This window comes from Sulfitobacter sp. F26204, from assembly GCF_026410305.1.
Taxonomy (GTDB): Bacteria; Pseudomonadota; Alphaproteobacteria; order Rhodobacterales; family Rhodobacteraceae; genus Sulfitobacter.
On record NZ_JAPMLQ010000013.1, the window covers coordinates 21,995 to 47,589 of the forward strand.

The 25,595-nt window shown below is 53.9% G+C and carries 23 protein-coding genes; 15 read left to right on the top strand and 8 right to left on the bottom strand.

What is annotated here, in order from left to right; translation table 11 throughout:
* Positions 1–32: 32 nt before the first annotated feature.
* Positions 33–794 carry an IclR family transcriptional regulator domain-containing protein gene (locus tag OS190_RS19400; RefSeq protein WP_267160380.1) on the bottom strand — a complete coding sequence of 254 codons (762 nt, stop codon included), beginning with the start codon at positions 792–794 and terminating at the stop codon, positions 33–35.
* Between the two features lie 103 nt (positions 795–897).
* Here OS190_RS19400 and OS190_RS19405 point away from each other — a divergent pair, with 103 nt between their 5' ends.
* From OS190_RS19405 to OS190_RS19430, 6 genes are all read left to right on the top strand, one after another.
* Positions 898–1,605 (top strand): 3-oxoacid CoA-transferase subunit A, encoded by a 708-nt coding sequence (locus OS190_RS19405; protein WP_267160381.1) that lies wholly within the window; start codon positions 898–900, stop codon positions 1,603–1,605.
* Positions 1,602–2,291 (top strand): 3-oxoacid CoA-transferase subunit B, encoded by a 690-nt coding sequence (locus OS190_RS19410; protein ID WP_323370742.1) that lies wholly within the window; start codon positions 1,602–1,604, stop codon positions 2,289–2,291. Before OS190_RS19405 ends, OS190_RS19410 begins: the two co-directional genes overlap by 4 nt.
* Positions 2,288–3,481, top strand: a complete 1,194-nt coding sequence (gene pcaF / locus OS190_RS19415) for a 3-oxoadipyl-CoA thiolase (protein WP_267160361.1) — start codon at positions 2,288–2,290, stop codon at positions 3,479–3,481. The genes OS190_RS19410 and pcaF overlap by 4 nt, the downstream gene beginning before the upstream one ends.
* Before the next feature lie 477 nt (positions 3,482–3,958).
* On the top strand, positions 3,959–4,903 hold the full coding sequence (locus OS190_RS19420) for a helix-turn-helix domain-containing protein (RefSeq protein ID WP_267160362.1): 945 nt from the start codon (positions 3,959–3,961) through the stop codon (positions 4,901–4,903).
* A gap of 100 nt (positions 4,904–5,003) precedes the next feature.
* Positions 5,004–6,422 (top strand): aldehyde dehydrogenase family protein, encoded by a 1,419-nt coding sequence (locus OS190_RS19425; RefSeq protein ID WP_267160363.1) that lies wholly within the window; start codon positions 5,004–5,006, stop codon positions 6,420–6,422.
* A 73-nt stretch (positions 6,423–6,495) separates the two neighbouring features.
* Positions 6,496–8,478: a copper amine oxidase gene (locus OS190_RS19430; RefSeq protein WP_267160364.1), complete on the top strand. Its 1,983-nt coding sequence runs from the start codon at positions 6,496–6,498 to the stop codon at positions 8,476–8,478.
* Between the two features lie 457 nt (positions 8,479–8,935).
* Here OS190_RS19430 and kynU read toward each other — a convergent pair whose 3' ends face one another.
* Complete coding sequence (kynU, locus tag OS190_RS19435; protein ID WP_267160365.1) at positions 8,936–10,177, bottom strand: kynureninase; 1,242 nt, start codon at positions 10,175–10,177, stop codon at positions 8,936–8,938.
* 103 nt (positions 10,178–10,280) lie between these two features.
* On the opposite strand from kynU, the gene OS190_RS19440 reads away from it, so the two are divergent.
* The 3 genes from OS190_RS19440 to OS190_RS19450 are packed head-to-tail and all read left to right on the top strand — an operon-like array spanning position 10,281 to position 12,731.
* Positions 10,281–11,009 carry a GntR family transcriptional regulator gene (locus OS190_RS19440; protein WP_267160366.1) on the top strand — a complete coding sequence of 243 codons (729 nt, stop codon included), beginning with the start codon at positions 10,281–10,283 and terminating at the stop codon, positions 11,007–11,009.
* Positions 11,010–11,022: 13 nt separating this feature from the next.
* Positions 11,023–11,913 (top strand): tryptophan 2,3-dioxygenase, encoded by an 891-nt coding sequence (locus OS190_RS19445; protein ID WP_267160367.1) that lies wholly within the window; start codon positions 11,023–11,025, stop codon positions 11,911–11,913.
* Positions 11,910–12,731, top strand: a complete 822-nt coding sequence (locus OS190_RS19450; RefSeq protein ID WP_267160368.1) for an alpha/beta hydrolase — start codon at positions 11,910–11,912, stop codon at positions 12,729–12,731. The genes OS190_RS19445 and OS190_RS19450 overlap by 4 nt, the downstream gene beginning before the upstream one ends.
* Positions 12,732–12,786: 55 nt before the next feature.
* On the opposite strand, the gene OS190_RS19455 is transcribed toward OS190_RS19450, so the two are convergent.
* The 6 genes from OS190_RS19455 to OS190_RS19480 form a co-directional block, all read right to left on the bottom strand.
* Positions 12,787–13,677: an ABC transporter permease gene (locus tag OS190_RS19455; RefSeq protein ID WP_267160369.1), complete on the bottom strand. Its 891-nt coding sequence runs from the start codon at positions 13,675–13,677 to the stop codon at positions 12,787–12,789.
* 11 nt (positions 13,678–13,688) lie between these two features.
* A complete protein-coding gene (locus OS190_RS19460; RefSeq protein WP_267160383.1) occupies positions 13,689–14,486 on the bottom strand; it encodes an ABC transporter ATP-binding protein in 798 nt (265 codons plus the stop codon).
* A gap of 2 nt (positions 14,487–14,488) precedes the next feature.
* Complete coding sequence (locus OS190_RS19465; protein WP_267160370.1) at positions 14,489–15,460, bottom strand: ABC transporter substrate-binding protein; 972 nt, start codon at positions 15,458–15,460, stop codon at positions 14,489–14,491.
* Between the two features lie 34 nt (positions 15,461–15,494).
* Positions 15,495–16,304: an aspartate dehydrogenase domain-containing protein gene (locus OS190_RS19470; RefSeq protein WP_267160371.1), complete on the bottom strand. Its 810-nt coding sequence runs from the start codon at positions 16,302–16,304 to the stop codon at positions 15,495–15,497.
* 82 nt (positions 16,305–16,386) lie between these two features.
* Positions 16,387–16,848: a MarR family winged helix-turn-helix transcriptional regulator gene (locus tag OS190_RS19475; protein WP_267160372.1), complete on the bottom strand. Its 462-nt coding sequence runs from the start codon at positions 16,846–16,848 to the stop codon at positions 16,387–16,389.
* Between the two features lie 225 nt (positions 16,849–17,073).
* Positions 17,074–17,556: a MarR family winged helix-turn-helix transcriptional regulator gene (locus OS190_RS19480; protein WP_267160373.1), complete on the bottom strand. Its 483-nt coding sequence runs from the start codon at positions 17,554–17,556 to the stop codon at positions 17,074–17,076.
* A 124-nt stretch (positions 17,557–17,680) separates the two neighbouring features.
* Here OS190_RS19480 and OS190_RS19485 point away from each other — a divergent pair, with 124 nt between their 5' ends.
* From OS190_RS19485 to OS190_RS19510, 6 genes are all read left to right on the top strand, one after another.
* Entirely contained in the window at positions 17,681–20,029 is a 2,349-nt protein-coding gene (locus tag OS190_RS19485; RefSeq protein ID WP_267160374.1) for an oxidoreductase, read from the top strand.
* A 28-nt stretch (positions 20,030–20,057) separates the two neighbouring features.
* The gene (locus OS190_RS19490) at positions 20,058–21,620 is read left to right on the top strand and encodes a class I adenylate-forming enzyme family protein (protein WP_267160375.1); all 1,563 of its coding nucleotides are present in this window, start codon (positions 20,058–20,060) and stop codon (positions 21,618–21,620) included.
* Between the two features lie 62 nt (positions 21,621–21,682).
* Complete coding sequence (locus OS190_RS19495) at positions 21,683–22,180, top strand: carboxymuconolactone decarboxylase family protein (protein WP_267160376.1); 498 nt, start codon at positions 21,683–21,685, stop codon at positions 22,178–22,180.
* 26 nt (positions 22,181–22,206) lie between these two features.
* A complete protein-coding gene (locus OS190_RS19500) occupies positions 22,207–23,340 on the top strand; it encodes an ABC transporter substrate-binding protein (protein WP_267160377.1) in 1,134 nt (377 codons plus the stop codon).
* Positions 23,341–23,475: 135 nt separating this feature from the next.
* Complete coding sequence (locus OS190_RS19505; protein ID WP_267160378.1) at positions 23,476–23,871, top strand: RidA family protein; 396 nt, start codon at positions 23,476–23,478, stop codon at positions 23,869–23,871.
* A 423-nt stretch (positions 23,872–24,294) separates the two neighbouring features.
* Positions 24,295–25,497, top strand: a complete 1,203-nt coding sequence (locus tag OS190_RS19510) for a TnsB C-terminal domain-containing protein (RefSeq protein ID WP_267160379.1) — start codon at positions 24,295–24,297, stop codon at positions 25,495–25,497.
* Positions 25,498–25,595 lie beyond the last annotated feature (98 nt).

The following is a 25,595-nucleotide window of genomic DNA, read 5'->3' on the forward strand; positions in this document are numbered from 1 at the left end:
ACAGTACCGTTCCGATTGCGCAGTGCATCCTTTCACGCCAGGATGCGCATCAAACCTGCCTGAGCCTGCAATAACGATCCAGCAAACTGCGCATGCAGCGCTGAGGCGGTGTCTTGTGTGGCGGCCACTCCTGTGTTCAATGCTGCGACAACTTTGCCGCGAACGTTCTTAAGAGGAACAGCAATCGAACGCAGGCCAAGTTCGACTTCCTGGTCATTGATTGCAAAACCGTTTTGTCGGACAGTGGCCAGTTCATCCATGATTTCACCCGGTGCTGTCAGGCTGTAGGGTGTTCTGGGTGACAAATCCGAACGTTCTATCAATGCGCGCGCTTCTGCCTCTGGCAACGCTGACAAAAGGACTCTGCCCATTGACGTACAATGGGCCGGCAGGCGCGATCCCGGCATCAACCCGATGGACATGACCCGGCGCTGCGCAGCACGGGCGAGATAAACAATCTCTGTTTCATCAAGGATTGAGACAGAAGTGGATTCATTGATTTGTTCGGAAAGTTGATCGAGCCAGGGCTGTACAAGCTGCGGAAGGGGCAAAGCGGCAAGGGCCCCCATGCCAAGCCGCAAGATGCGCGGCGTCACGGTAAAGAATTTACCGTCGTATTCGGCATAGCCAAGCTGGTGGAGCGTTAGCAAACACCGGCGTGCGCTCGCCCGGTCGAACCCGGCGCGTTGTGCAACATCAGTAATGGACAGCCGTGGCGTCTGCGCGCCAAAACACTCGATAACCTGAAGCCCTTTTGCGAGGGAGGCGATGAAATTGGTTGATTTGTTCAGCATGCGCACAAGATATGGCGCAATATGAACAAAGGTCAATATATGCACGGAGTTTGTAGCAATGTCCGAAATGACCCGTTACCCGATATCGCAGGAGGATTTGGATATGGTTAAAACCGTTACGACCCTAAGAGAGGTCATTCAGCAGATTCCAGACGGGGCAACCGTTATGATCGGAGGGTTTGGCGGTTCTGGCGCGCCGATTGAGCTAATCCACGCATTGATTGATCACGGAGCAAAACACCTGACAGTGGTAAACAACAATGCTGGCAACGGACATGTTGGGCTTGCCGCATTGATTGAACAGGGGCAGGTGGACAAGCTGATCTGTTCTTTCCCGCGTTCCGCTGATCCCAGTGTGTTTGTTACGGCATATAAGGCGAACAAGATCGCGTTGGAAATTGTCCCCCAAGGTACACTTGCTGAACGCATCAGGGCAGGGGGGGCGGGTATTCCCGCCTTCTATACGCCGACCGCCTTTGGCACCGCAGTGGCAGAGGGAAAACCAATCGAGGTTTTTGAAGGACGTTCTTATATCCGCGAACTTTGGTTGAAAGCGGATTACGCGCTTATCAAAGGTGATCTAAGCGACACCCATGGCAACATGACATACCGGATGGCCGCACGGAATTTTAATCCAATCATGGCCACCGCAGCCAAGGTGACTATCGCGCAGGTCTCTCGCGTGGTGCAGGCCGGGGCCATTGACCCTGAACACGTGGTGACCCCGGGGATTTTTATCAATCACCTCGTGGAGATAACACATCCCGCACAGGAAGAAGAACTGAACCGAGCGGAGGCCGTTTACCCATGATCGATATTTCAGAAATCAAACTATCGAATGCGCAGATTGCCTGGCGGGCAGCGCAGGATATTCAGGACGGTGCCTATGTGAACCTTGGTATCGGCTTTCCTGAAATGGTGGCCTCTTATCAACCCGAAGGCAAAGAGGTAATCTTTCACACCGAAAACGGCGTGTTAGGGTTTGGCCCGGCACCTGCTGTGGGCGAAGAAGACTGGGATCTGATCAATGCGGGCAAGAAAGCGATCACATCGAAACCGGGCACTTCCTTTTTCCACCACGCGGACAGTTTCGCCATGGTCCGCGGGGGGCATCTTGATGTGGCGATTCTGGGCGCATATCAAATTGCTCAGAACGGCGATCTGGCCAATTGGTCTACCGGGAAAGGTGGTATTCCGGCTGTCGGGGGGGCTATGGACCTTGTACAGTCAGCCAGGCGCGTCGCAGTGGTCACCGACCACATCACGAAAAAAGGTGAGCCCAAACTGGTAGAAAGCTGCACCATGCCGTTGACGGGGGTGGGTTGTGTCACCCGCATTTACAGTTCGCTGGCGGTGATCGACGTAGAGGGCGGCCATTTTGTGCTGCGTGAGAAAATTGCCGCTTTATCCATTGACGACTTACAGGCCCTGACCGGAGCCGAACTTCTCACAACCAAGGGTGTGGATGCCCTGATTTGCCCGGAGGCCCTCGGATGAACGATGTATTTATCTGTGATTATGTCCGAACCCCTATTGGACGTTATGGCGGTACCCTGGCAAGCGTGCGCGCTGACGATCTGGGGGCAATTCCCATAAAGGCGCTGATCGACAAGCATGATATCGACTGGTCTGCCATCGATGAAGTTTTTTATGGTTGTGCAAATCAGGCTGGCGAGGATAACCGCAACGTTGCACGCATGTCGGCATTGCTGGCCGGACTGCCTGACAGTGTTCCGGGTACGACACTGAACCGGCTTTGCGGGTCGGGTATGGATGCAGTGATCACAGCCGCCCGTGCCATCCGTTCGGGTGAGATCCAGATGGCGATTGCGGGCGGTGTCGAAAGCATGAGCCGTGCGCCATTTGTCATGTCCAAAGCAGAAACTGCCTTTTCCCGAAGCAATGCAGTCTATGACACCACCATCGGCTGGCGGTTCGTTAACCGGATCATGCAAGCGCAATATGGCGTGGATTCAATGCCTGAAACCGCCGAAAACGTGGCCGAAGAATTCAACATCTCCCGCGCGGATCAGGATCGCTTTGCACTTCGCTCCCAAAGCAAAGCCGCAGCAGCACAGACAAGCGGGCGACTTTCAAAAGAGATCACCCCGGTCACGATCCCCCAACGCAAGGGCGATCCACGCGTCATTGAACTGGATGAACACCCGCGTGACACCACGCCCGAGGCCCTTGGAAAACTCAAGACCTTTGTTAAGGCAGAGGGTACCGTGACAGCAGGCAACGCATCGGGTGTTAACGACGGTGCCGCGGCGCTGATCCTTGCCTCCGAAGCTGCGTTAAAAGACCACGGTCTTATCCCGCTTGCCCGCATACTTGGTGGGGCAAGCGCCGGTGTGCCGCCTCGGATTATGGGAATTGGCCCGGCACCTGCCACGAAAAAATTGATGCACCGTCTCAGTCTGACATCAGCCGATTTCGCAACAATCGAATTGAATGAAGCCTTTGCCAGTCAAAGCCTTGCGACGCTACGTGAACTTGGCATTGCCGATGATGACCCGCGCGTGAACCCCAACGGTGGCGCAATTGCCCTGGGGCACCCATTGGGGATGTCAGGCGCAAGGATTACAGGCACTACTATCTATGATTTGAAATCGGGAGAGAAAGGTCTTTCAACTATGTGCATCGGTGTCGGGCAAGGTACAGCGGTGGCTTTGGAACGGGTTTGAGGGCTCGGTCGAGGTGTAATATGGGAATGTATCCAAGATCCGCATTCTGATCGTGTACTCATTTCGACAACCTACTTCCGCCACAGGTTGGCTCGATCGGACGGAAATTGGCGGTATAGTGCCTAAACATCGTCGGGAACGACAAAATGATGCGATCCGTAGCTTCGTGAATCTGATGTCTAAACCGAAAGGGCGAAACCCGATGCCTAGGATACAAGGAGTAAGAAGCACGCGAAATTCCATCAGAGGTCTCGGCGTCGATACTTCGGGGCGCATTGAAAGTGAGACATACGTGAACCATCGTGAAGCCTACCCAGACCGAAGGATGGCATTGCGAACAGCCGGGTTCATATGTGTCCATACATGGAAATACAGCTGCCGCGCCCAACTGGCAGCGCGCTTGATGCATGCAAATTCACGCAGTAGTATCCACTGTGTCGCGTGCAGATTGTCTGGGCAATAAAAGGGGGTGCTTTGATGCAAGCGCTGAGCCGTATCACATCAGCGGTCATTCCGATTGAAATGCTGCGTGATGACATTAACAAGATTTGTGGTGCCTTCGAGATTGAACCCCCCTATCGCTGCGGGCCATCGCATGGGTTGGCTCGCAAACAAAAGATAAGTGGTTTTGACATTGCGCTGGTGTCGCAGGACGTGGCCATGGCGGCACGCACACGAACCTGTATACGGCGCGACCCGGGTGAACATTTTTTCATGCTGATACAGGATTTTGGCCAATGCGTTGTGCATCAAAATGGCACGTCCACGATGCTTGCGCCGGGGGATATGTTTATTGTCGACGCAACTCAGCCATCGAAATTTATATACAACGGGCAATTGACCCATCAGGTTTCTATTCATCTACCGCGTGATGAAATATTGGGGCGCTTTGGGACGGCATGCGATGGCGGTATCGCTATCGACAGGGACGATCCATTGTGGCTGGCGATGCGGGCGGTACTGGTGAAGATGCTGCGCAGTTCGTCCGAAGCAAGTGGGCAGTTAAGTGAGGCATTCTATGGCTTGATGGGCGCTTATTTTCAGGAACGCCGCAGCCAAGTTACCGACCCGCGTGGGCAAACAATTGAACGGGCTTTGGGGCTAATCGCACGCCATTACCGCGATCCGGAATTTGGGCCTGGGGCATTAGCATTGCGGTTGGGTGTCTCGTTGCGCAGTTTGCAGCGATACTTTGAGGCGCTAGGTGAGACGCCGGGGCAAAGGTTGGTTCAAAAACGCCTGTCTCAGGCCTATGCGGATCTGTCGCGCGACGAGGGGGCTGAGGTATCAGTGGTGGATTGTGCCTATGCCTGCGGATTTAATGATCTCTCGCACTTCTACCGTGCCTTCCGGCAACGCTATGGCATGACACCCGGAGAGGTCAAAAGCCGTAGCCAGACGGCTGGCGCGATCGCCCAATAGCTCTGTCGCGTTGGTCCAAGATGTACGTCAAATGAGTGCCTAGCTTGTCTTCCAGGGAGCATAATTGGCACCCGCCGATTATGGAAATTTGGAGGACATCATGAAAGATATAAATGACGCGATCGGAATGATCATAGGGGGCGAAAGAGCGAAAACCACACAATGCTTTGACGTAACAAACCCTGCCACAGGCGGTGTGGTCGGCACAGCCCCCCAAGCTGGGCAGGTCGAGCTTGACCGGGCGGTTGCCGCGGCCGAGGCTGCTTTTCCGCTGTGGTCGGCGAAATCTGATGCTGAACTGGCAGCGGCTTGTAGCGCGGTGGCTGACAAGCTGGAGGAACATAGCGAGGAGCTTGCACAGTTGATCACTGCTGAGCAAGGCAAGCCCTTGGGCGGGATAGGCTCACGCTGGGAATTGGGCGGCGCGGTTGCGTGGGCGCGCTATACTGCGGGCCTGTCTTTGCCAATGGAAACTCTGCAAGACACCGACGAGGGCCGGGTTGAGATGTACCGTAAACCGTTGGGGGTGGTGGGCTCGATCACCCCGTGGAACTTCCCGGTGCTGATCGCGGTATGGCACATTCTGCCCGCACTGCGCACGGGCAATACCGTTGTATGCAAACCGTCGCCCCTGACACCGCTGGCTTCGCTGCGGATGATTGAGTTGATGAACGAAGTTCTGCCTGTAGGTGTGGTGAATTCCGTCAGTTGTCAGGATGGCGCGTTCAACATGGGGGCGGCGTTATCGTGTCATAAGGGTATTGCTAAGATTGTCTTTACCGGATCTTGCGGCACAGGCCAGAAGGTCATGCAGTCTGGCGCTGAAACGATGAAACGGCTGACCCTAGAAATGGGCGGAAATGATGCCGGTATTGTATTGCCCGACGCGAACCCCGAGCAGATTGCAGAGGGCCTGTTCTGGGGCGCCTTCGTCAACAATGGTCAGACCTGTGCGGCGATGAAACGTCTTTATGTGCACGACGATATCCATGATGCTGTTTGTGAAGCTCTGGTGGCCTTTGCGCGAAACATCAAGGTCGGCGAGGGCACCCTGGAAGACAGCGTGCTTGGCCCGGTTCAGAACCAGATGCAGTTTGATAAGCTGTCGCGTTTGGTGGAGCAAGCCAAGGAACGCGGGCAGGTCTTGCTGGGCGGGGTGCCGGGGCAGGGCTTGTTCTATCCGCCCACGATCATCGCTGGAATGGGGGCGGATGATCCGCTGGTTTACGAAGAGCAATTTGGACCAGCCCTGCCCATCATACGATACACGGATCTGGAAGATGCCCTGATGCAGGCAAATGCGCTGGATGTGGGATTGGGCGGGTCTGTCTGGTCTAGCGACATCGCGACGGCCAAATCGGTAGCGCTGCGGATGGAATGTGGATCGGTCTGGGTGAACAGCCACGGGATGATTCAGCCGAATGCACCGTTTGGTGGGGCAAAAAAATCAGGACTTGGTGTTGAGTTCGGTGAAGAGGGCCTCAAGGAATACACTCAAATTCAAGTGATTTTGACCTGATCAAATGTTCTGCCGCCCGCCTCGATGGGTCGGGGCGGGCACTTGGAAACACAAATTTCATGAAGGAGAAAACATGTTACGCAAAACCATACTTGGGGGCAGTGCAGCCCTTGCCGTGCTGGCGGGGGGCGCGATGGCGCATCCGCTGGATGGGCTGTCCGGCCCGGAATACCTGACTATCAACGAAATCCTGCGCGCTGGTAGTCTGGCCGGGGACGACACACTTTATCCGTTGATTGAACTCATCGAACCGCCCAAGGCTGACGTGCTCGCCTGGCAGGAGGGTGACCAGTTGGACCGGCGGGCGATGGTACATATGTCCAACGCCGATGGTTCGGGGTTTATTGAGGCAGTGGTGAACCTGACCAGCGGACAGGTCGAAGGAAGCAGCCCGGTCGAAGGGCAGCCAATGATTTTGTTTGCTGAATTTGCCAATGCGATGGGTGCCGCTTTGACCCATCCAGATATGATTGCGGGTCTGGAGAAACGTGGTTTGACGCCGGAGCAGGTGTTCTGCCTGCCACTGACCGCCGGGAATTTCTTTAACGATGAGGATGATGGCACCCGCCTGATGAAGGTGCCGTGCTATGTGAACCCTGACGGGTCCAACTTCTATGCCAAACCGATTGAAGGCATTTATGCCGTTGTTGATCTGCAAAGCGGGACCGCCTTGCGGGTGATTGATGAGGGTCTCATTGCTGTGCCGGAAGATGGCTGGGGATATACCGGAGAAGAGATCGAGGCCCGCACAGGCCAGCGGCCCGAGATGAACCCGGCCATCCTTTCGCAAGAGGGCGGCGCAAACTTTACCTATAACAATGGTGCGCTGGAATGGGACATGTGGCGGATGCGGCTGCGGGTAGACAAACGGCCCGGCCCTGTCTTGTCGAACATTGACGTCAAAGACGGCAATGAATGGCGCTCGTTGATCTATCAAACGCATTTGTCCGAAGTTTTCGTGCCTTATATGGATCCCAGCGAGGGCCTGTATTGGCGCACCTATATGGACAGTGGCGAATACGGTTTTGGCCTGTTCCTGACGCCTTTGGTGGCGGGTATTGATTGTCCAAGTTACGCAACCTTCTTGCCTGCGATGATCGCGGATGATGGTGGCAACCCATTCGAAATTCCAGATGCGATATGTATTTTCGAGCGCAATATCGGTGACCCGGCATGGCGGCATTTCGAAGTCTTTGCGCAGGGCCCGGATCAATACTTGCCTGCCGAAGGACGTCCAGAGACGGAACTGGTGGTACGCACCGCGTCTGAAGTTGGCAATTATGACTACCTAATCGACTACCGTTTCAAACAAAATGGGCAGATCGAGATCAAGATCGGGGCGACTGGCTTGGACGGAGTCAAAGGGGCCAATGCCACGTCGATGGATGATCCAACAGCGGCGGCGGAAACCGAATATGGCACCTTGATTGCCCCTAATCTGGTGGCGGCCAATCACGATCACTATTTCAATTTCCGAATTGATTTTGACATCGACCAACCAAGCAACCGATTTATGACGATGGATATCGTTGCTGCGGACGTTGCCGATGACAGCCCCCGGCGGTCGCTGTGGAAGGTCGAGCACAGCATGCCGAAATCCGAGATGGAGGCTACGTATCAGGTCTCATCCTTCAAGCCGCGTTATTTCATGTTACAGAACCCTGATCGCAAGGGACCATTGGGACATAACCCTGCTTATATGATCCATCACGGCAGCGTTGCCTATGGGCCGTTTGATTTTGAAAATGACCCGCCGATGATCCGAAACGCCTATATCGAGAATTCGGTTTGGAATACTGTGCATGATGCGGCTGAACGCTATGCGGGTGGCAAATTCGCCTTGCAAAGTGACGGGTCCGATACGCTGGCTCAATGGGTAAAGGATGACAAGCCGTTGCAGGATCAGGATATTGTCACGTGGTTTACGGCAGGGTTCCACCATGTGCCGCGGACCGAAGACTGGCCCGTGATGTCAACGGAATGGAAGACGGTGCATATCATGCCGCATAACTTCTTCCCTATGAACCCTGCGATCACCATACGCGACCCACAGTAGTCTGCGCGGTTCGCAATAGGGCCCCCGGTGCAGACCGGGGGCCTTAACACTCGCCTGAACTGGGACTGTTGCAATAATTTTGACAAAGCTGAACCGGCTTCAGCCTTCACCTCATTTATGCGACGGCACCGTATAGGGTATCGATGAACTCAATTTCGTCTGCGACACCCGGTTGCTTATAATATATTTGGCCATCGTTTGATTGTTCGGATCGTCTCAATGCTGCATAGGGTCGCCCTAGCCGATGAAAATTTTGTCGATAGCCAAGGAGTCTTTTCTTAACGGCGTGATCGCTCTAGTTCAGATTGTTCCACCACTTTCTGTCGATGTGCCCGATGCGGTCAAAACTGATGCCACTGTCACATCTATATTAACAACACTTCCGTATGCCTAATAGATCAACGCCCCAACGGGCATTGTTGGCTGGATAAAACCGGGGCAGCTGTTTTCGGGAAAATCAAGTAATCACGTCAAGCTCTCTGTATCTCGGCTTGGCCCAAACCCTTTTATCGATACAGTCGGCCATGATTTCTACAGCATCAAAAATATCTGCAAAGCCCAGATAGTATGGCGCAAAACCGAACCGCATGATTGAGGGAGCCCGAAAATCACCGATAACACCCTTTTCGATCATTGCTTTTATAACCGGGTAGCCATTCTCGAACTCAAATGAAACGTGGCTGCCGCGTTTCAGCGGATCAGTTGGTGAAACAAGTTTCAGTGCTTTACAGCTTGGGTGTTGCGCGACCAGATCAATAAACAACTGGGTCATTTTCTGGCTCTTGGCGCGGATGCTTTGAATGTCCATGGTGTCAAAAAGATCAAGTGAGATCTCCACACCTTTCATCGACAAAACCGGTTGAGTGCCACAGAGGAACCGGTTGATACCTGTTGCAGGCGTATAAGCCGGATCGAAAGCAAAAGGCGACGCATGTCCCATCCACCCAGATAGCGGTTGGGTTGCAACCTCTTGATGCCGATTGGCCACGTAGATGTATGCTGGTGAGCCAGGCCCACCATTCAGGTATTTATAAGTGCATCCGACTGCGAAATCCGCGTTGATTCCATCAAGGTCCATCGGCAAGACACCAGCGGAATGGCACAAATCCCAGATGATCAGCGCCCCGGCGTTATGCGCCAGCTTCGTAACCCGCTCCATATCGTGCAGCTTACCGGTTTTGTAATCGACGTTTGACAGCAGGATGACGGCAACATCCTCGTCAATCAGGTCCGCGATGTCATCATCCGCATTTGCGAGCAAGCGGGTCGAGTAGGTGCCGGGCTTTGCCTTCATCGCGCCCTCGATCATGTAAAGATCGGTTGGGAAACTTGCGGTTTCCGACACAATGACATGGCGATCATTTCGCATATGCATCGCGGCACGCAATGCCTTGTAAATATTGATGGAAGTGGTGTCGCAGACAACCATCTGCCCCGGCCCTGCACCTATCAAATTGCCTATCCTGTCGCCAAGATCTCCGGGCATCGTGTACCAACCTGCGGCACCCCAACTGCGGATCAGGCCGCTGCGCCATTCTTTAGTGATCGTCGTCTCCAACTTTTCGGCGGCATCTTTTGGCTGCGCACCAAGAGAGTTGCCGTCCAAATAGATGAGGCCTGCATCCAAGCAAAACTGATCACGGGTTGCGGCCATGGGATCAACCTGGTCCAGCTCAAGGCAGTCATTTCTGGTTATCATTTTCGGTCCGCTCCCAAATAGGGTGCTTATCCATAAATCATATAATATCACTTGATCAAGTATAAATATTATACAATACATGAATTCATATAAAGGTGATCTTATGACGCTTTCCTCCGCTGAAAAAGTTTATCAGGCCATTCGGAACAAAATCCTGAAGGGTGAGTTTCCCGCCGGCAGCCCCTTGCGGGCCTCTGCTTTGGCGCGGGATTTTGGCTGGGGGTTGACGCCCATTCGCGAGGGCCTGACACGGCTGCTGAGCGAAAAACTGGTGCAGGTCGCCTTTAATAGCGGATTTGCGGTTACTGCCATTTCAAGTGAGGAGCTGACCGACCTTGGTGCGGTCAGAGCGCTGATTGAAACAGAGATGCTGGATCTTGCAATCCGTAATGGCGATGAAGATTGGGAAGGTCGCGTTGTGGCGGCTGCATATCAGTTGAACCGTGTTCCCGTCCCTAATCTGGCAATGGATGAGGACGGCCTGACGCGTTGGGAAATCCGGCATCAGGGTTTTCATGATGCGTTGGTATCTGCGGGAACATCAGAGTGGCTCATCCACCTAAGAAGCCAGATTGATGCGCAGTTGCAGCTTTATCACCGCAATATCCTGTTGGGCCTGAGAGAGGCCGCGCAGACGCAAACCCAAATCATCGCAGAAGTGGATCAACTGCTTGCCCAATGTATGGGTGCGCAAGGACACACCGATCTGATGGAGGCTGCATTGGAGCGCCGCACTGACGAGGCACTGGCGCTGTTTCGGACACATGCTGCGCTTTCGCTGCAGTGTTATTCGCAATTGCAGAACATGATGATTGAACACAAAGCGGCATAAAAAGGGAATGAACATGACTGGCGAGAAAAGCAAAGATAAGATGTTGGAACGGGGCATCGAAGATACCCTCGTCACGGATTTCGCCGGTGAAGAACGGTCAAGCTACGGAGATTTCCTGCAGCTCAAAACCTTGCTGAACTTGCAAAAGACATTTCAGGATCCGCCGCAACCCGATGAATTGCTGTTCATCATCATTCATCAGGCCAGCGAGCTTTGGCTGAAACTGCTGCATTATCAGATCAAAGCCATGCGCGATGATCTTCGCGCTGACAAATTCGGCCCTGCCATCAAACACGTGGCACGGATCAAATCGATTCAGCGGCAATTGATTGTGTCTTGGGAAACATTGCTGACCATGACGCCTGCGGACTACCTGCTGTTCCGCGATGCTTTGGGCAGCAGTTCAGGCTTTCAAAGCTATGGCTATCGCCGGATCGAGTTCATTCTCGGGAATCGGGACCGCTCAACGTTGAGTGTCCACAAACACGACGCTGACGTCACAGAGATGCTTGAACAAGATATTGCAGAACCCGCGGTCTACGATGAGGTGATCCGGTTGCTGGCCCGCCAAGGCTTTGATGTCCCGGCTGACCTGCTGGAACGTGATTTTAGCAAACCCTACGCAGGTGATGATCGTATCGTTAAAATCTGGAAACAGGTTTATCTTGATACCGAAAGATATTGGGATCTGTATTGCCTTGCCGAGGCCCTGTTGGATGTGGAAACCCTGTTTCAGCGGTGGCGGCATGATCATGCCGCCGCGGTTGAGCGCGTGATCGGGATGCAGCACGGCACCGGTGGTTCCTCAGGTGTTGCGTTCCTCAAAAAGGCGTTGGACCTTCGGTTCTTTCACGATCTTTATGATGTGCGTTCTGATATGTTTTATAAGGCGAAAAAGTCATGACCTACCGCGGTTTTTCAGGTGCCAAGCTTGAGCAAGAGTATTCACCAAGTTCGATGATGGAAGAGGACCTGAGCGTCTTTTTGCAACGTTATGTGGATGAGAGTAAAAAGGCGCGCGCGCAACATCCTGTTCAGGAAATGCTGCGATATGGCGATCATGAGGATGAAACGCTTGACTACTTCCCTTGTTCTTTGCCGGACGCGCCTTTGCATGTTTTTATCCACGGCGGATATTGGCAGCAGCTAAGCCACCGTGAAGCGGCGTCCATGGCCCCTTCGATCCTTTCAGCGGGAAGCAATTTTGCAACTTTGAACTACACAATTGCGCCAGCGGGTCACATCCGCGACATGGTTGATCAATGCGCCCGCGCGGTTATCTGGCTAAAGGGGCAAGCGGCAGAGTTAGGTTTTGACCCGAAACGTATCGTTATCTCCGGCCACAGTGCCGGTGCCCAACTGGCCGCAATGCTTATCAATGATCTGGATGGCGTATTTGCGCAAAACCACGTGACGATCGAGTCTGCCATTCTGATCAGCGGCATCTACGATCTCGAACCGATCCGCTTTACCTCGGTGGACAAGCCGCTCAACCTGACGGAACAGGATGTCCGCGCGCTCTCACCGATGAATTTTAAACCTGCGGTGTGTTCCAAGGCCAAAGTTGTTGTCGCGCAAAATGACACGGCGGAGTTTGTCCGACAAAGCAAAGAATACTACGCGCATCTAAAGTCCAACGGGATACAAGGTAGCCTGGAGATTGTTCAGGACTATCACCATTTCGATATCATCCTTCGGCCTGAAACATTTGAGCATCCGTAACGTCTTAGCAAAGGGCAAACTTCGGGTGAAAAACACCCTTCCTTTCAGCACCCACTCAAACGCGGCTGCGCCATCTGGACCTTAAGATTGGAAAACCCAAAGCGCATAGCACAAACAGGCCGGTCAGCAGCTTGAGATCAGACGGCTTGAAGCCAAGGCTCAGGGCCATCGCCACGAACTGAAAGTAGAACAGGGAACCCACAATCGGTGCGAGAATTTGGCGGAGCAGTTTGTCACGGCCAAGGATCGCTTCGCCCAGAATGGTGCCAGCCAATCCGATCACCAAAACACCAACACCCATGTTCACATCTGCATAGCTTTGATACTGGGCCATCGTCGCGCCCCCCAGTGCTGCCAGACACCCCGCCATTGCCAACCCTGCGATGACGTATTTGGAGGTTGATAACCCTTGGGCACGGCCCATCAACTGGTTCGAGCCTACTGCGCGCATGGCCAGGCCAAGCTCCGTATGCAAAAACCAATAAAGCGTCCCACAGACCAGCGCCAACAAGACCGCAAGCAAGGCAAACTGGGTGAGCGGTGAGCCGCCGTCCGACCCAAGCATCGCCGTGAACAACGTTTCATAGCTGAACAGGGCTGTGTTTGGCTTGCCCATGACGCGGATGTTGACGGAAAACAGCATCGTCAAAACGATAATCCCCGCCAGCAGGGAGGTGACTTTGAACGTCAGATGGATGACTGCGGTAACCACCCCGGCCAAGGCTCCCGCCAGCACGGCAAAGAGCATCGCTGGCGCAATCCCAAAACCGGCCGCCAGCATCGCAGCACATACAGCAGCCCCCAAGGGAAAGCTGCCCTCGGCCGTCAGGTCGGGCAGGTTAAGCAACCGAAAAGGGATCATGACGCCAAGCGCGACAAAAGCATACACCGCCCCCTGCGCAAGGCTCACCGGGATAAGGTTCCAATAGGTTGCGAGAATATCCAATGCTCAAGGCCTCAGTTCAGCAACATGCGGTCGCTCACCACATCATGAAAGCGTGACACAAGGTCAGCGCTGGTCAGTTTCGCTTTTTCCGCCCTGTCCAGATCGAGAATGACCTGACCTTCATGCATCATCAGCAAACGGTCTCCGTGGGCGATGGCCTGCTCCATATTGTGGGTGATCATCAGGGTTGTGATGTTCTGTCGTCCTACCGTTTTCAGGGTTGCATTCACCACCAGCTCTGCGGCCCGGGGATCAAGCGCAGCGGTATGTTCATCCAACAACAGCAAGTCTGGCGCGTTGATCGTGGCCATGATCAGGGTCAGCGATTGCCGTTGGCCACCCGACAATAATGAAACCTGATCCTGCATGCGGTTTTCCAGCCCAAGACCTAACACTTCAAGTGCTGCACGAAACCGGTCCCGATCCGCCTTTTTCAATCCGGAACGAAAACTGCGCGTTGCGCCTCGGCGGGCAGAAATCGATAGGTTTTCTTCAATCGTGAGAGAGGCCGCAGTGCCCAACATAGGATCTTGAAAGACCCGTGACATGACGCCCGCGCGTTTGAAAGCAGGCTGTTTTGTAACATCCCGGCCTTTGATGGCGACTGTGCCTGCATCCAGCGGCAATTCGCCTGAAATCGCGTTTAACGTGGTGCTTTTCCCGGCTCCGTTGCTGCCGATAACAATCGCAAACTCACCGGGTGCCAGATCAAAGCTAACGCCATTCAGTGCTGTCTTTTCCTGCACCGTTCCGGGAAAAAAGGTCTTTCGCAGGCCCGCGACATGCACACCGGCCTGCGTTTCGGGCATGGTCACTTTACACACTTGCAGTTTGCCAACCCAGCGGGAAGCGACATGCCGGTTTCTTCCATGAACTTGGCACTGATCAGAGGAGAATGATCTTCGGGCGAGGGGCGGTAGACGTCTATTGCGCTGACCGCTTCACCATCCAAAATCCGTGCTGCCCGCAGGCCTGCCTGACGCCCGACTTCGAACCAGGACACCGACATTGACGCAAGGATTTGTCCATCCGCCACACCTTGAGGTGAGGCGTTGATGACCGGTACTTTGTTCCGTCGCGCCGCTGCGGCCACCGCTGGCATCGCGGGCTGCAACATGCTGGACGGGATCAGATAAATCACATCGGTCTCTTTCAACGCGTCGACCCGCACCGGAATATCCGCAGTTGTTTCAACGCTGACTGTGACCAGTTCAATACCCATTTCCTTGGCGGCGGCTTCAGCATAACTGACGTTTACCATATCATTTGCATCGCCGGGATTGAACAACATCCCGACCTTGCTCACATCCCCCAGCAGGTCCTTTGCAAACCCAAAAACAGTCTCCATCGACTGCAGGTTCGAGGCGCCGGTAAAACGGTCGCTGCCGCCCTCCCAACCGGGCACAATGCCAGCATCAACCGGATCGGTAACAGGGGCAAAAACGATCGGGATCGACTTATCCTGCACCACCCGTCGCGCGGCTTGGCTGATCGGTGTTGTCACGGTCAGAAACAGGTCGGGGTTTCCGGCTTCCAAGGTGGTGATGATCTGCGCCACAACTGAAGGGTCGAAACTCGCGTCCTGATAGGCGTATCCGACTTTTTCACCCTCAGAATATCCGCTGTCCTCCATACCTTTCTTGAAACCGCTCACAACCGCTTCCAACGCCGGATGCGGCCCAAGGTTGGCAATCGCCACGGACTTGTCTTGTGCTGCGGTTGCCCCGGCAATGGCCAAAGACGCAATCACTGCAATTCCTGCAGCAAGAATACCATTTTTCATTATTCTACTCCTCCTATTTCACGTTGTTACCGCGTCAGACCAGATGTTGAACTTGCCCCGGCGCGCCGCTTGCCTGAATGATTGAATGCCAAACAGAATCGATCATTTCAGTTCCCGAGACTCCTTGCGCGGGTTGTTGTTTTTCGGTCCGGATATAGCTCCCGTCGCGGCCCCAGGCCTCGACCTCCGCGATGGCGCAGCTGAGGCTTGGATCGGCCACCAATGCACCTTCACAGGCATCAACACCCGTCGACAAAAGCGCCGCCGTAACCATCGTGTTCACATTTCGCGGGAACTTGCGCGCGATCTCGCGGACCGGACCATCAAAAATGGTGGTAGGGGCGTCGATGTCGGAAGCATTCAAAGCCACATCCGCAAAGTCGATGTTCTTTGGGTGTTTGCGAAAGGTGATGCGTACCCGCTCCCAAGGAACGCTGCGTTTGATCAACTCTTCTCCACCGATCAGGGCACCTGCTGCCAGCAAAAGGCGTGTCCCGCTTGTGCGCGCCTGATCCAGCAGTGCTTGGTGTAAATCGTTGTCTGTCAGGGCGCTTGTCGACAAAGGCATGTAGTCCGAATGGCCCAGAAAGCGCAGGCCGTGTTCGATTGTAATCTGGGGGTGGGCGGTTTCGACGATCATGTCCGCACCCCTTGATCCGGCCAAACCCAAGTCATCAAGAAACTGCTCATCCGGGATGTCGTCGGCCTGCGCACGCCGTCTGCTGTGAACAAAGGCTAACTCAAAGTTCTGATGATCACTTTTCAGCCGCTCCACAATGCTACGACCGATAAAGCCATAGCCAATGACCCCAACAGATGTCCTGGTCGGTTTTAGGTTTGCCATGCGGCGCTCACTTTTACTACGTATGCGTATTAAGTGATCACCGGCGCGTCGAGTCAAGTTGTTTGTTTAGGGCCCACTTTGGCTAAACCCCCAACATTTTCCGCAACAGCGCTCTGAGTTGTTCTGTTTCATCGTCGTTCAGGCGGTCCGTTAAGCGGTCCTGGTAAGCCCGGTTTTCAGCGTAAATTGTGGCGAGGATTTCATGGCCTTTTTCGCTCAACCGGATAAGTTTGCTCCGACCATCTTCGCGAGAGGAATGGCGTTCAATCAATCCGTTCTTGTCCATACGCCTTAGCAGATCACTGACCGAATTTTCATCCAGCGCAATCAATTCTCCGACCAACCGTTGCGACGCATTTGGATTTTGCGACACCGCAACCATCAAAGCGAGCTGGCGCGACGTTACCCCAAACTGGCCAAGTGTTTTGGAGAAAAGCCCCTCAGCATGAAAATGTGACCGGCGCAGCAAATGCGATAGGGTATCGAGCAACTCGTAAGATTGCTCAGGGACTTCTGCTGAGTCTCGATCTTCACCGTTTCCCAAGATTTTATTCTCCGCTCGACAAAAGAAACTTCGTTTTTCCAGCCAATCTATAGGCTGGTTTCACGGCCAAGCGAAGGCGCGTCCGCATCGTTTTAGCGAACGTGACAAATGTCTTTGTGAACCGTCTGCTGTGCGGAGATTTAAACTTGTGGCCCGGTTACAGATTTGCGGTAAGTCGTCGGTGTCGTGACCTCAAGCTCCGCGCCACATCATTGCTACCAACAATCAGCGCCTTGCGCGAGAGTTTAGTTTCGTGTTCGAGATGAATTTCATTAGGGTTTTGTTCAGCGCGTTGGCCTCTCCAAATGACATGCCTGCAAACAAGCGCTCTCTTGCTTGGCGAACGTCTGGTTCGGCAGCATCAAGCAGCTTCCGCCCCATCGCAGAAAGAGACACCTGTGCAAATCGACGGTCCGTTTTCAACGCTTTCTTAAGGAGCAGTCCGCGTTCCGACAGCTTGTCAACAAGTCGGCTAGCGACTGTTCTGTCCGCAACGGCCATTTCCGCGAGATCACAAATCGTAACGGTCCCACCCGGTTTCAAGCCCTGCAGGATACGCCACTCAACAAGCTTGAGCCCATGACGGCGAAGCTCGGCATTCATCATGTCTTGCATTTGGCGGCCCGCGAGCACGATCAAAAGCTCTGGCGGTTCCAGTTGATCGAGCCATGCGGGCTCGGTTTCTTCAATGACGGCATTGGAATTCATTTTTGGCTCTCTGAACAAGTATGCGCCTGCATTACCACAAGGTTACTATTTTCGCGACTCACAATCGATATATGTGCTATAGCACATATTAAGCATATTGCAGACTGATTCTGAGGAGTACCACGTGAAGATTTCAATTGTTGGCGGTGGACCGGGGGGGCTTTACACTGCTCTCTTGACCAAAAAAGCAAAACCCGCTTGGGACATCGACGTCTACGAACAAAACCAAGCGGATGACACATTTGGTTTCGGGGTGGTCTTTTCCGACGACACTCTTGATGAGTTTCTTAGCCGGGACAGACCTCTGTTTGAGCTGATGCGCAACGAGTTTGCCTATTGGGACGACGTTGCCGTGCATTTCAAAGATCATGAAATGCGCGCAGGTGGAAATGGCTTCTGCGGGATGTCGCGCCACACGCTTTTGCGATTGCTGCAACAACGTTGCGCAGAAGTAGGGGTTGGATTGCATTTTGGCGTCGCCATTGATCCCGCAGAGCTTAAAACCCGATTTGCGGATAGCGACGTCATTGTCGCAGGCGAAGGTATCAACTCACCCATTCGAGAGCACTATAAGGACGGGTTCCAGCCTACCAACACATTGCGCAGCAACAGGTTCTGCTGGATGGGGTCGACCCGGCAAATGGGCGAATTCAACTATTTCTTCCGCGAAACCGGCCATGGTCCTGCGGTTGCCCATTGTTATCAGTACGAAGACAAACATTCGACCTGGGTGTTTGAAATGAGCGATGAAACCTGGGCAGGGCTAGGCTTTAGCGAAACTGATGAAGAAGATAGCCAAGCCAAGCTGGAGGAAATTTTCAAGGCAGAGCTGCAGGGCCATCCGTTGATGTTGAACCGATCTCATTGGCGGCAGTTTCCACGTATCTTCTGCGAAAACTGGTACACCGATAACATTGTTATTCTCGGCGATGCCAAGGCCAGCGCGCATTTTTCGATCGGCTCGGGCACTAAACTTGCGATGGAATGTGCGATTGGTCTGTCCGATGCATTGGTCGCCCATGCAGAAACGGATGTTCAGGCCGCGTTTCAGGCTTATGACGATGCCCGACGGACGCCCTGCCAGATCATTCAACATAATGCGGATGTGTCCCTGTCATGGTTTGAACATATGGATCGATCTTGGGACATGGATCCCTATCAGTTTGCGATGGTCGTTATGTGCCGAGCCAAGTCCATCACCTACGATAATCTCATCGTCCGCGATCCTGATTTCGTAGAGAGGGTGGATGACGAATGGTATGGTCGGCATCTGGCTGAAACGGGCGAGGATTTGCGCAAGTCGCGGCCAACGCCGATGTTTTCGAAGTTTGCGCTGCGCGGCATAACACTTGAAAACCGCGTCGTGATGTCGCCCATGGCGCAATATAGCGCGGACACCGACGGTAACCTGACCGAGTGGCACAAGATGCACTATTGCAGTCATGCGACCGGCGGCGTGGGTTTGGTCTTTACTGAAATGACCTGCACCTCTGCGGACGCGCGGATTACCGAAGGGTGTCCGGGCATTTGGAGTGACAGGCAAGAGGGCCAATGGAAAGAGATCGTTGATTTCATACATGCCAACACCGGCGCAAAGATTGCGATGCAGCTGGGGCATGCTGGGCGCAAGGGGTCAACCCAGCTTGGCTGGGAAAAGATGGATCACCCCATTAAGGCTAAAGAGCGCAATTGGCCTTTGACGTCGGCCTCGGCCCAACCATGGTTTGAAGGCGAAAGCGCCGTTCCCGTACCACTGGATCGCGTTGGCATGGATAGGATCAAGGCCGAGTTTGTCGCATCAACCAATCGCGCAGCCCGTGCGGGTTTTGATCTGCTGGAACTGCACTGTGCCCATGGCTACCTGCTTGCATCCTTCCTGTCGCCGCTCACCAACTTGCGGGACGATGAATATGGCGGCAGTGTTGAAAACCGTCTGCGTTTCCCGCTGGAGGTTTTCGAGGCCATGCGCGCCGTTTGGCCCGAAGATCGCCCGATGTCAGTACGTCTGTCTGGCACCGACTGGAAAGAAGGCGGCTTGAACGAAGCTGATCTGCTCGCCATTGCCCGCGCATTTGAGGCAGCGGGATGTGATCTGATCGACGTTTCTGCCGGACAGACCATTCCCGATCAGGAACCCGTTTATGGTCGCATGTTTCAGGCCCATTTGGCCGAGGCCGTGCGCAATCTTACGGGCATGGCAACGATGGCTGTTGGCGCGATTACCGAAGCTGCACAGGTCAATACCATCCTGCACACGCGACGTGCCGATCTGGTTGCTTTGGGGCGGCCCCATTTGTGGAACCCGTATTTCACGCATCAGGCTGCCGCCTGGTATGGCGCGCGAAACGAAAACATGTGGCCGAAGCAATATGTCAGCGGTGCTGTTCAGGCGTTCCGCGAGGCAGAAAAATCACGTGAACGCATGATTGATCTGCAACGCAAAGCCGCACCGGGGCGTCACACAAAGACATAGTTCAAGCCTGCTTAAAGGAGAATATGCTGTGCCAATTGATGAAGACCAGACCCTGACAGAATGGCTGACTCACCATGCGTCAGTTACCCCTGACGCGATCGCATTGAATGGCGAAGCGGGACCAACAACCTATGGCGAACTGGCCGTTCAGGTTGGCAAAGTTGCATCGGGCTTGGCCAACTTGGGGATCGGGCGAGGGGATGTTGTTGGCGTGCAATTACCCAACATTCAAGCCTTTGTTATCAGCTTTCTGGCGGTGGCTGCACGGGGTGCGGTTTTTCAAACCCTACACATGCCTTACCGCAGCAACGAGTTGCGCGGATTGCTTGCGGACGCTGGCGCAAAAGCTGTCATTGTTACAAATGTCCCTTCGCAAAGCCGTGCAGAGGATGTTCTGAGTGTGAGTTCAGAGTTACCCAAACTTCAACATGTCATTGCGTTGGGTGAACCTTTGGATGGCTGTCTGAGCTTTGCAGATCTCGCCTCCACTGATGCAAAGGCCGAAGATGTCATAAGATCATCCCCAAGTGATCGTTACTTGTTGCTTTATACATCTGGTACGACGGCTGGACCAAAGGGCGTGCCGCATGTCTATTCAAGGTTCCTTAACAACGCGCATGCTGCGGCACATGAAATGCAGATTGGACCTGATGCACGGGTCATGTCGCTGGCCCCTATGTCACATCTTTATGGTTTGTTTACATTGCACATGGCCCTTGCTGCGGGGGCCTCGCAACATCTTGTGGCGGCGTTCCATCCCGATCGGGTTTTGGATGACATACGTACAGCCCAGCCCAGCCATATCTATGCAGCACCTGCACATTTTGCAGCGGCGGTTGCCAATGATGCGCTCGACGAAAGCCTGTTGAAGACGACGCAACTTGTCTGCCTTTCAGGTTCTGCGGTTCCGCCGGCACTGGCCAAAGCAGTGGATGACAAAATGCCAAACGGCAGCGTGGTGCAATTATGGGGCATGAGCGAACTGCAAGCAGGGTGTTATGGTCGACCGGATGATCCGGTTGAAACCAGAGTTGCGAGCTGTGGGCGCGCCTCTCCCAGAACCGAACTCCGCGTGTTGAACGAAGAGGGTGTCGCGCAACCCGCGGACCAAGAAGGTTCGTTGGAAGTGCGCGGGCCGTCGGTCTTTGATGGTTACTTAAATCGAGCCGCCGAAACATCCGCCAGCTTTTCACAAGATGGATGGTTTGCGACAGGTGATCTGGCAGTCATTGATGTACAGGGTTTTGTGCGCATCACTGGTCGTACCAAAGAGCTGATCAATCGGGGCGGCGTAAAGTATAACCCGATTGAAATCGAAAAAATCGTTTTCGCGCTCAAACCCGTCACCAATTGTGCGGTGGTTCCCATGCCAGACCCGATCTTGGGCGAGAGGGCTTGCCTTTGCGTTACGCTTGCGCCGGATAAGACCCTGACGCTGGACGACGTTACCCAAGAGCTGAACCGCGCCGGAATTGCCAAATACAAATGGCCCGAACGGATCGAGGTTTTTGACGAATTGCCGATGACGCCCACCAAGAAAGTCATCCGTAGCAAACTGACTGCAGAAATTACCCACAGAAAGGAAGACTAGTGGAATTCGAACTTCATACACCAGAATCCGCCCCAGAGGGGGCAAGTGCGCGCTTGCAAGCAGTGAGCGACAGCATGGGAGGTTTTTTACCGAACCTCTACCGCCAGATGGCAAATGCACCTGCGGTTCTGGACGCGTATCTGGACCTGACTGATATCTTGCGCAAGACCAGCTTTTCTCCTGCGGAGCAGCAGTTGATCCTCTTGACAGCCAGCGTGCGTAATGGGTGCGCGTATTGCGTTCCTGCTCACACGTCAGGCGCGCGGATGGCAAAACTTGATAAAGAGGCGATCACGGCAATTCGCGATGAACAGCCGGTACCAGATGGCCGATTGGAAGTGTTGCGCAGGTTTACCGAGGAAACGTTGGAAACACGTGGCAAGGTAAGCGCAGCATCTAAGCAGGAATTTTTTGATGCGGGTTTTACACAAACACAATCTATCGAAATACTAGTCGGCATTGCGATGAAGGCACTGTCAAACAGCTTTGCCCGCATGGTGGAAACACCAGTGGATGACGTGTTGGCGAAACTCACTTGGGATGGAAACGATCGCGTTTAGCAATCAAAAAAACAGGGAGATTGGGAATGAACATTAAATCAATCGTGATGGCGGCGGGCTTGGCAACACTTGCCCTGCCTGCCTTTGCAGAGACCAAAATCGGGATGATCACAACGCTTTCCGGTGGCGGTGCCGGGCTTGGCGTTGACGTGCGTGACGGCTTTATGCTTGCCATTGAGCAGTCAGGCAAAACCGACATTGAAGTGGTGATCGAAGACGATCAGCGCAAGCCTGATATCGCCGTGCAACTGGCAGACAAGATGATCCAGTCCGAAAAAGTTGATATCCTCACAGGTATCATTTGGTCAAACCTTGCTATGGCCGTGGTTCCGGCGACAACTGCCCAAGGTGTGTTCTACCTCTCTCCCAACGCGGGCCCTTCTGCACTTGCGGGCAAGGGTTGCCATGAAAACTACTTCAATGTGGCTTGGCAAAACGACAATCTGCACGAAGCAGCCGGATCTTACGCCACTGATGCGGGTCACAGCAAAACGTTAATTATGGCCCCAAACTACCCAGCAGGCAAAGATGCACTCAACGGGTTCAAGCGGATGTATAAGGGTGAAGTTGTCGCTGAGATATATACCAAACTTGGCCAAACTGATTACGCCGCCGAGATCGCCGAAATCCGCGCATCGGGTGCAGATAGCGTCTTTTTCTTCTTGCCTGGTGGCATGGGTATTTCGTTCCTCAAACAATACGCTGGTTCTGGCATTGATCTGCCACTTGTCGGGCCCGCGTTTTCATTTGATCAGAACATCCTTCAGGCCGTTGGAGATGCGGCATTGGGTGTTAAAAACACATCCCAGTGGAACAAGGATTTGGACAACGATGCGAACAAGGCATTTGTCGCTACCTATCTTGAAAAATATGGCCGCCTGCCATCGCTTCAATCCAGTCAGGGGTTTGATACCGCGAACCTGATCCTCAGCGCGCTAGAGGTTGCGGAAGTATCCGATACTGCGGCGTTCCGTGAGGCGCTGCGGGCGGCAAACTTTGCTTCAACGCGCGGTGATTTTGCATTTGGTCCCAATCACCACCCCATTCAAACCATCTATGTTCGTGAGGTGATCAAAGAAGGGGACACCTACACTAACAAACTGATTGGCCCGGTCCTCAAACAGCATGGCGACGCATATGCTGTAGAGTGCAAAATGTAGCCGAACTTAAAACCAATTTTAGTAAGGTCCCAGACAGGCAAAGCCGTCTTTCCCGATTCTTCATACGCGTGAGGAAAGCGGTGCGCTTGTCTAGACCTTCTTTATTAACCTACTCTAAATCTTAGGGAATTTGCCATGGCACACCAATTTATCCAACCACCAGGCTGGAAGGCCCCAAAGGGATATGCCAACGGCGTCCTTACGAAAAACGGTACGCTATACATCGGGGGTCAGGCCGCATGGACAGCTGACCAACGCTTTGAAAGTCACGAGATTGTCGGTCAGATAAAGCAAACCTTGATGAACATCCTCGCTGTGGTGAAAGAAGCAGGAGGCGAGGCGACCGATATTACGCGGCTGACTTGGTATGTTACCGACAAACAAGAGTACCTTGAGAAACAAGCAGAGGTCGGCGAGGTCTATCGAGACGTCTTGGGCTATCATTTCCCGGCCATGACGATGGTTGTCGTCACAGCTTTGGTTGAAAAAGAAGCTCTTGTTGAAATCGAAGCGACGGCCGAGATTTTCTGAAGTCTCCTCGTTCTTCTGGACTGGACATGTGACGGCTCCTCTGTTCCTCCTACAATACATCCAAACCAAGGTAGCTTGTACGGTTCCATAATGAACCGGCAGGAGGGGCATCCAATCCAACAGTTTAGAATGTGCCGATTGCGTTTCGTGTCCGACTGTCACTGTACCCAAATTAATCAGAATCCGGTCTGAACTCGTCCCATAAAATCAACGGTTGTTTGTACCCCTAATTTTCATACTGTACCCTTAATTGCCGTACGGTCGGAACTGTGGATAAGTGTCGGCCTCTTTGGGCGGGGGATTTACGTGGCCAGCGAGCATATTGCGAAACATCGTGCAGCGGTTCTTCGGCCGATTCTGGAGATTGAGAAGCGAGGTGAGCCGATCAGCGCCGCTATCTGAGATGCTGCTTGGGAACTGGGTTTGGCGAAAAGCCACACTTGGTCGATCTACCGGCGCTTGAGAGAGAACGATGCACGTGCGACTGCATTGGAGTTGGACCGTCGCGGGCCAAAACATGGGTCGAAACGGGTTGCCCAAGACGTCGAATTTATTATCGATGAGAGTCTGCAGCGCTACTATCTGGTCCGCGAGCGCTCGAGCTTTTTGCGAATTTGGCGTGAGATCCGTGCCGAGTGTGAGGCGAAGGGGTTTCAGCCGCCGACCCGGAGAACGGTGAAAGCCCGTCTAGATGCTATGGATCAAAGGGACGTCTTTCGGAAACGGCGCGGGGCCGAGGAGGCTGACAAGGTCTTTGCATCGCGTCCCGGCCGCCTAAAAGTTTCGGCCCCGCTGGAGGTCGTTCAAATTGATCACACGACGGCGGACATCATGCTGGTCGATCACGTCAACCGACAGCCGCTAGCGCGCCCCTTTCTGACAGTAGCCATCGATGTCGCAAGCCGGATCGTTCTCGGGGTCTATGTCACTTTCGACGAGCCGTCAGTCTTGTCCATCGCATTATGTCTCGATCATTGTGTCCGCCGAAAGTCGATCCACGTCCCGGGAACACTGGAACAGGTGGTTTGGCCGACGGCCAGTATCCCGAAGGCGATTCACGTCGACAATGCGCAAGAGTTCCACAGCGACGCGTTCAAAACGGCTTGCGAGGATTGGGGTATTGCTGTCGAGTATCGTCCGCTTGGCGGCAAACATTACGGCGGCCATGTCGAACGGCTGATCGGAACGACAATGGGGGCCGTTCATGTGCTGCCCGGGACAACGCAATCCTCAATCGTCGAGAAGGGCAACTATGACAGCGAAAAGCATGCGTCCTTGACTCTGGTCGAATTCGAGGACTGGCTACATTTGGAAATCTGCCGCTACCACAATACGGTTCACGAAGCCCTCGGGCGAACGCCGCTTGCGGCTTGGGCGGACATGGGCGGCGATACTGCTGGACGCCAGGTTGTCGATGTCGAGGCCTTTCGGACCAGCTTCCTGCCCTTCGAGTGGCGCCAGCTCGGGCGCACCGGGATCACGCTCTTCGGGGTACACTACTGGAGCGGTGTCTTTGCGTCGCTGGTCGGACGCGGGCAGGGCAAGGTACAGGTGAAATACGATCCGCGAGACTTGTCGCAGGTTGAGCTACTCCCCATTTGTTGGACAGCTTCTGGCGTAAATTAAGCTACTTTTTGGGCCTGCTGATCGGGGTTAGTTGTTTCAATTCGCTGCCAGTAGATCACGGCAGGTGGTTTGCCGCCAAGGGCGGAATGTGGGCGCTT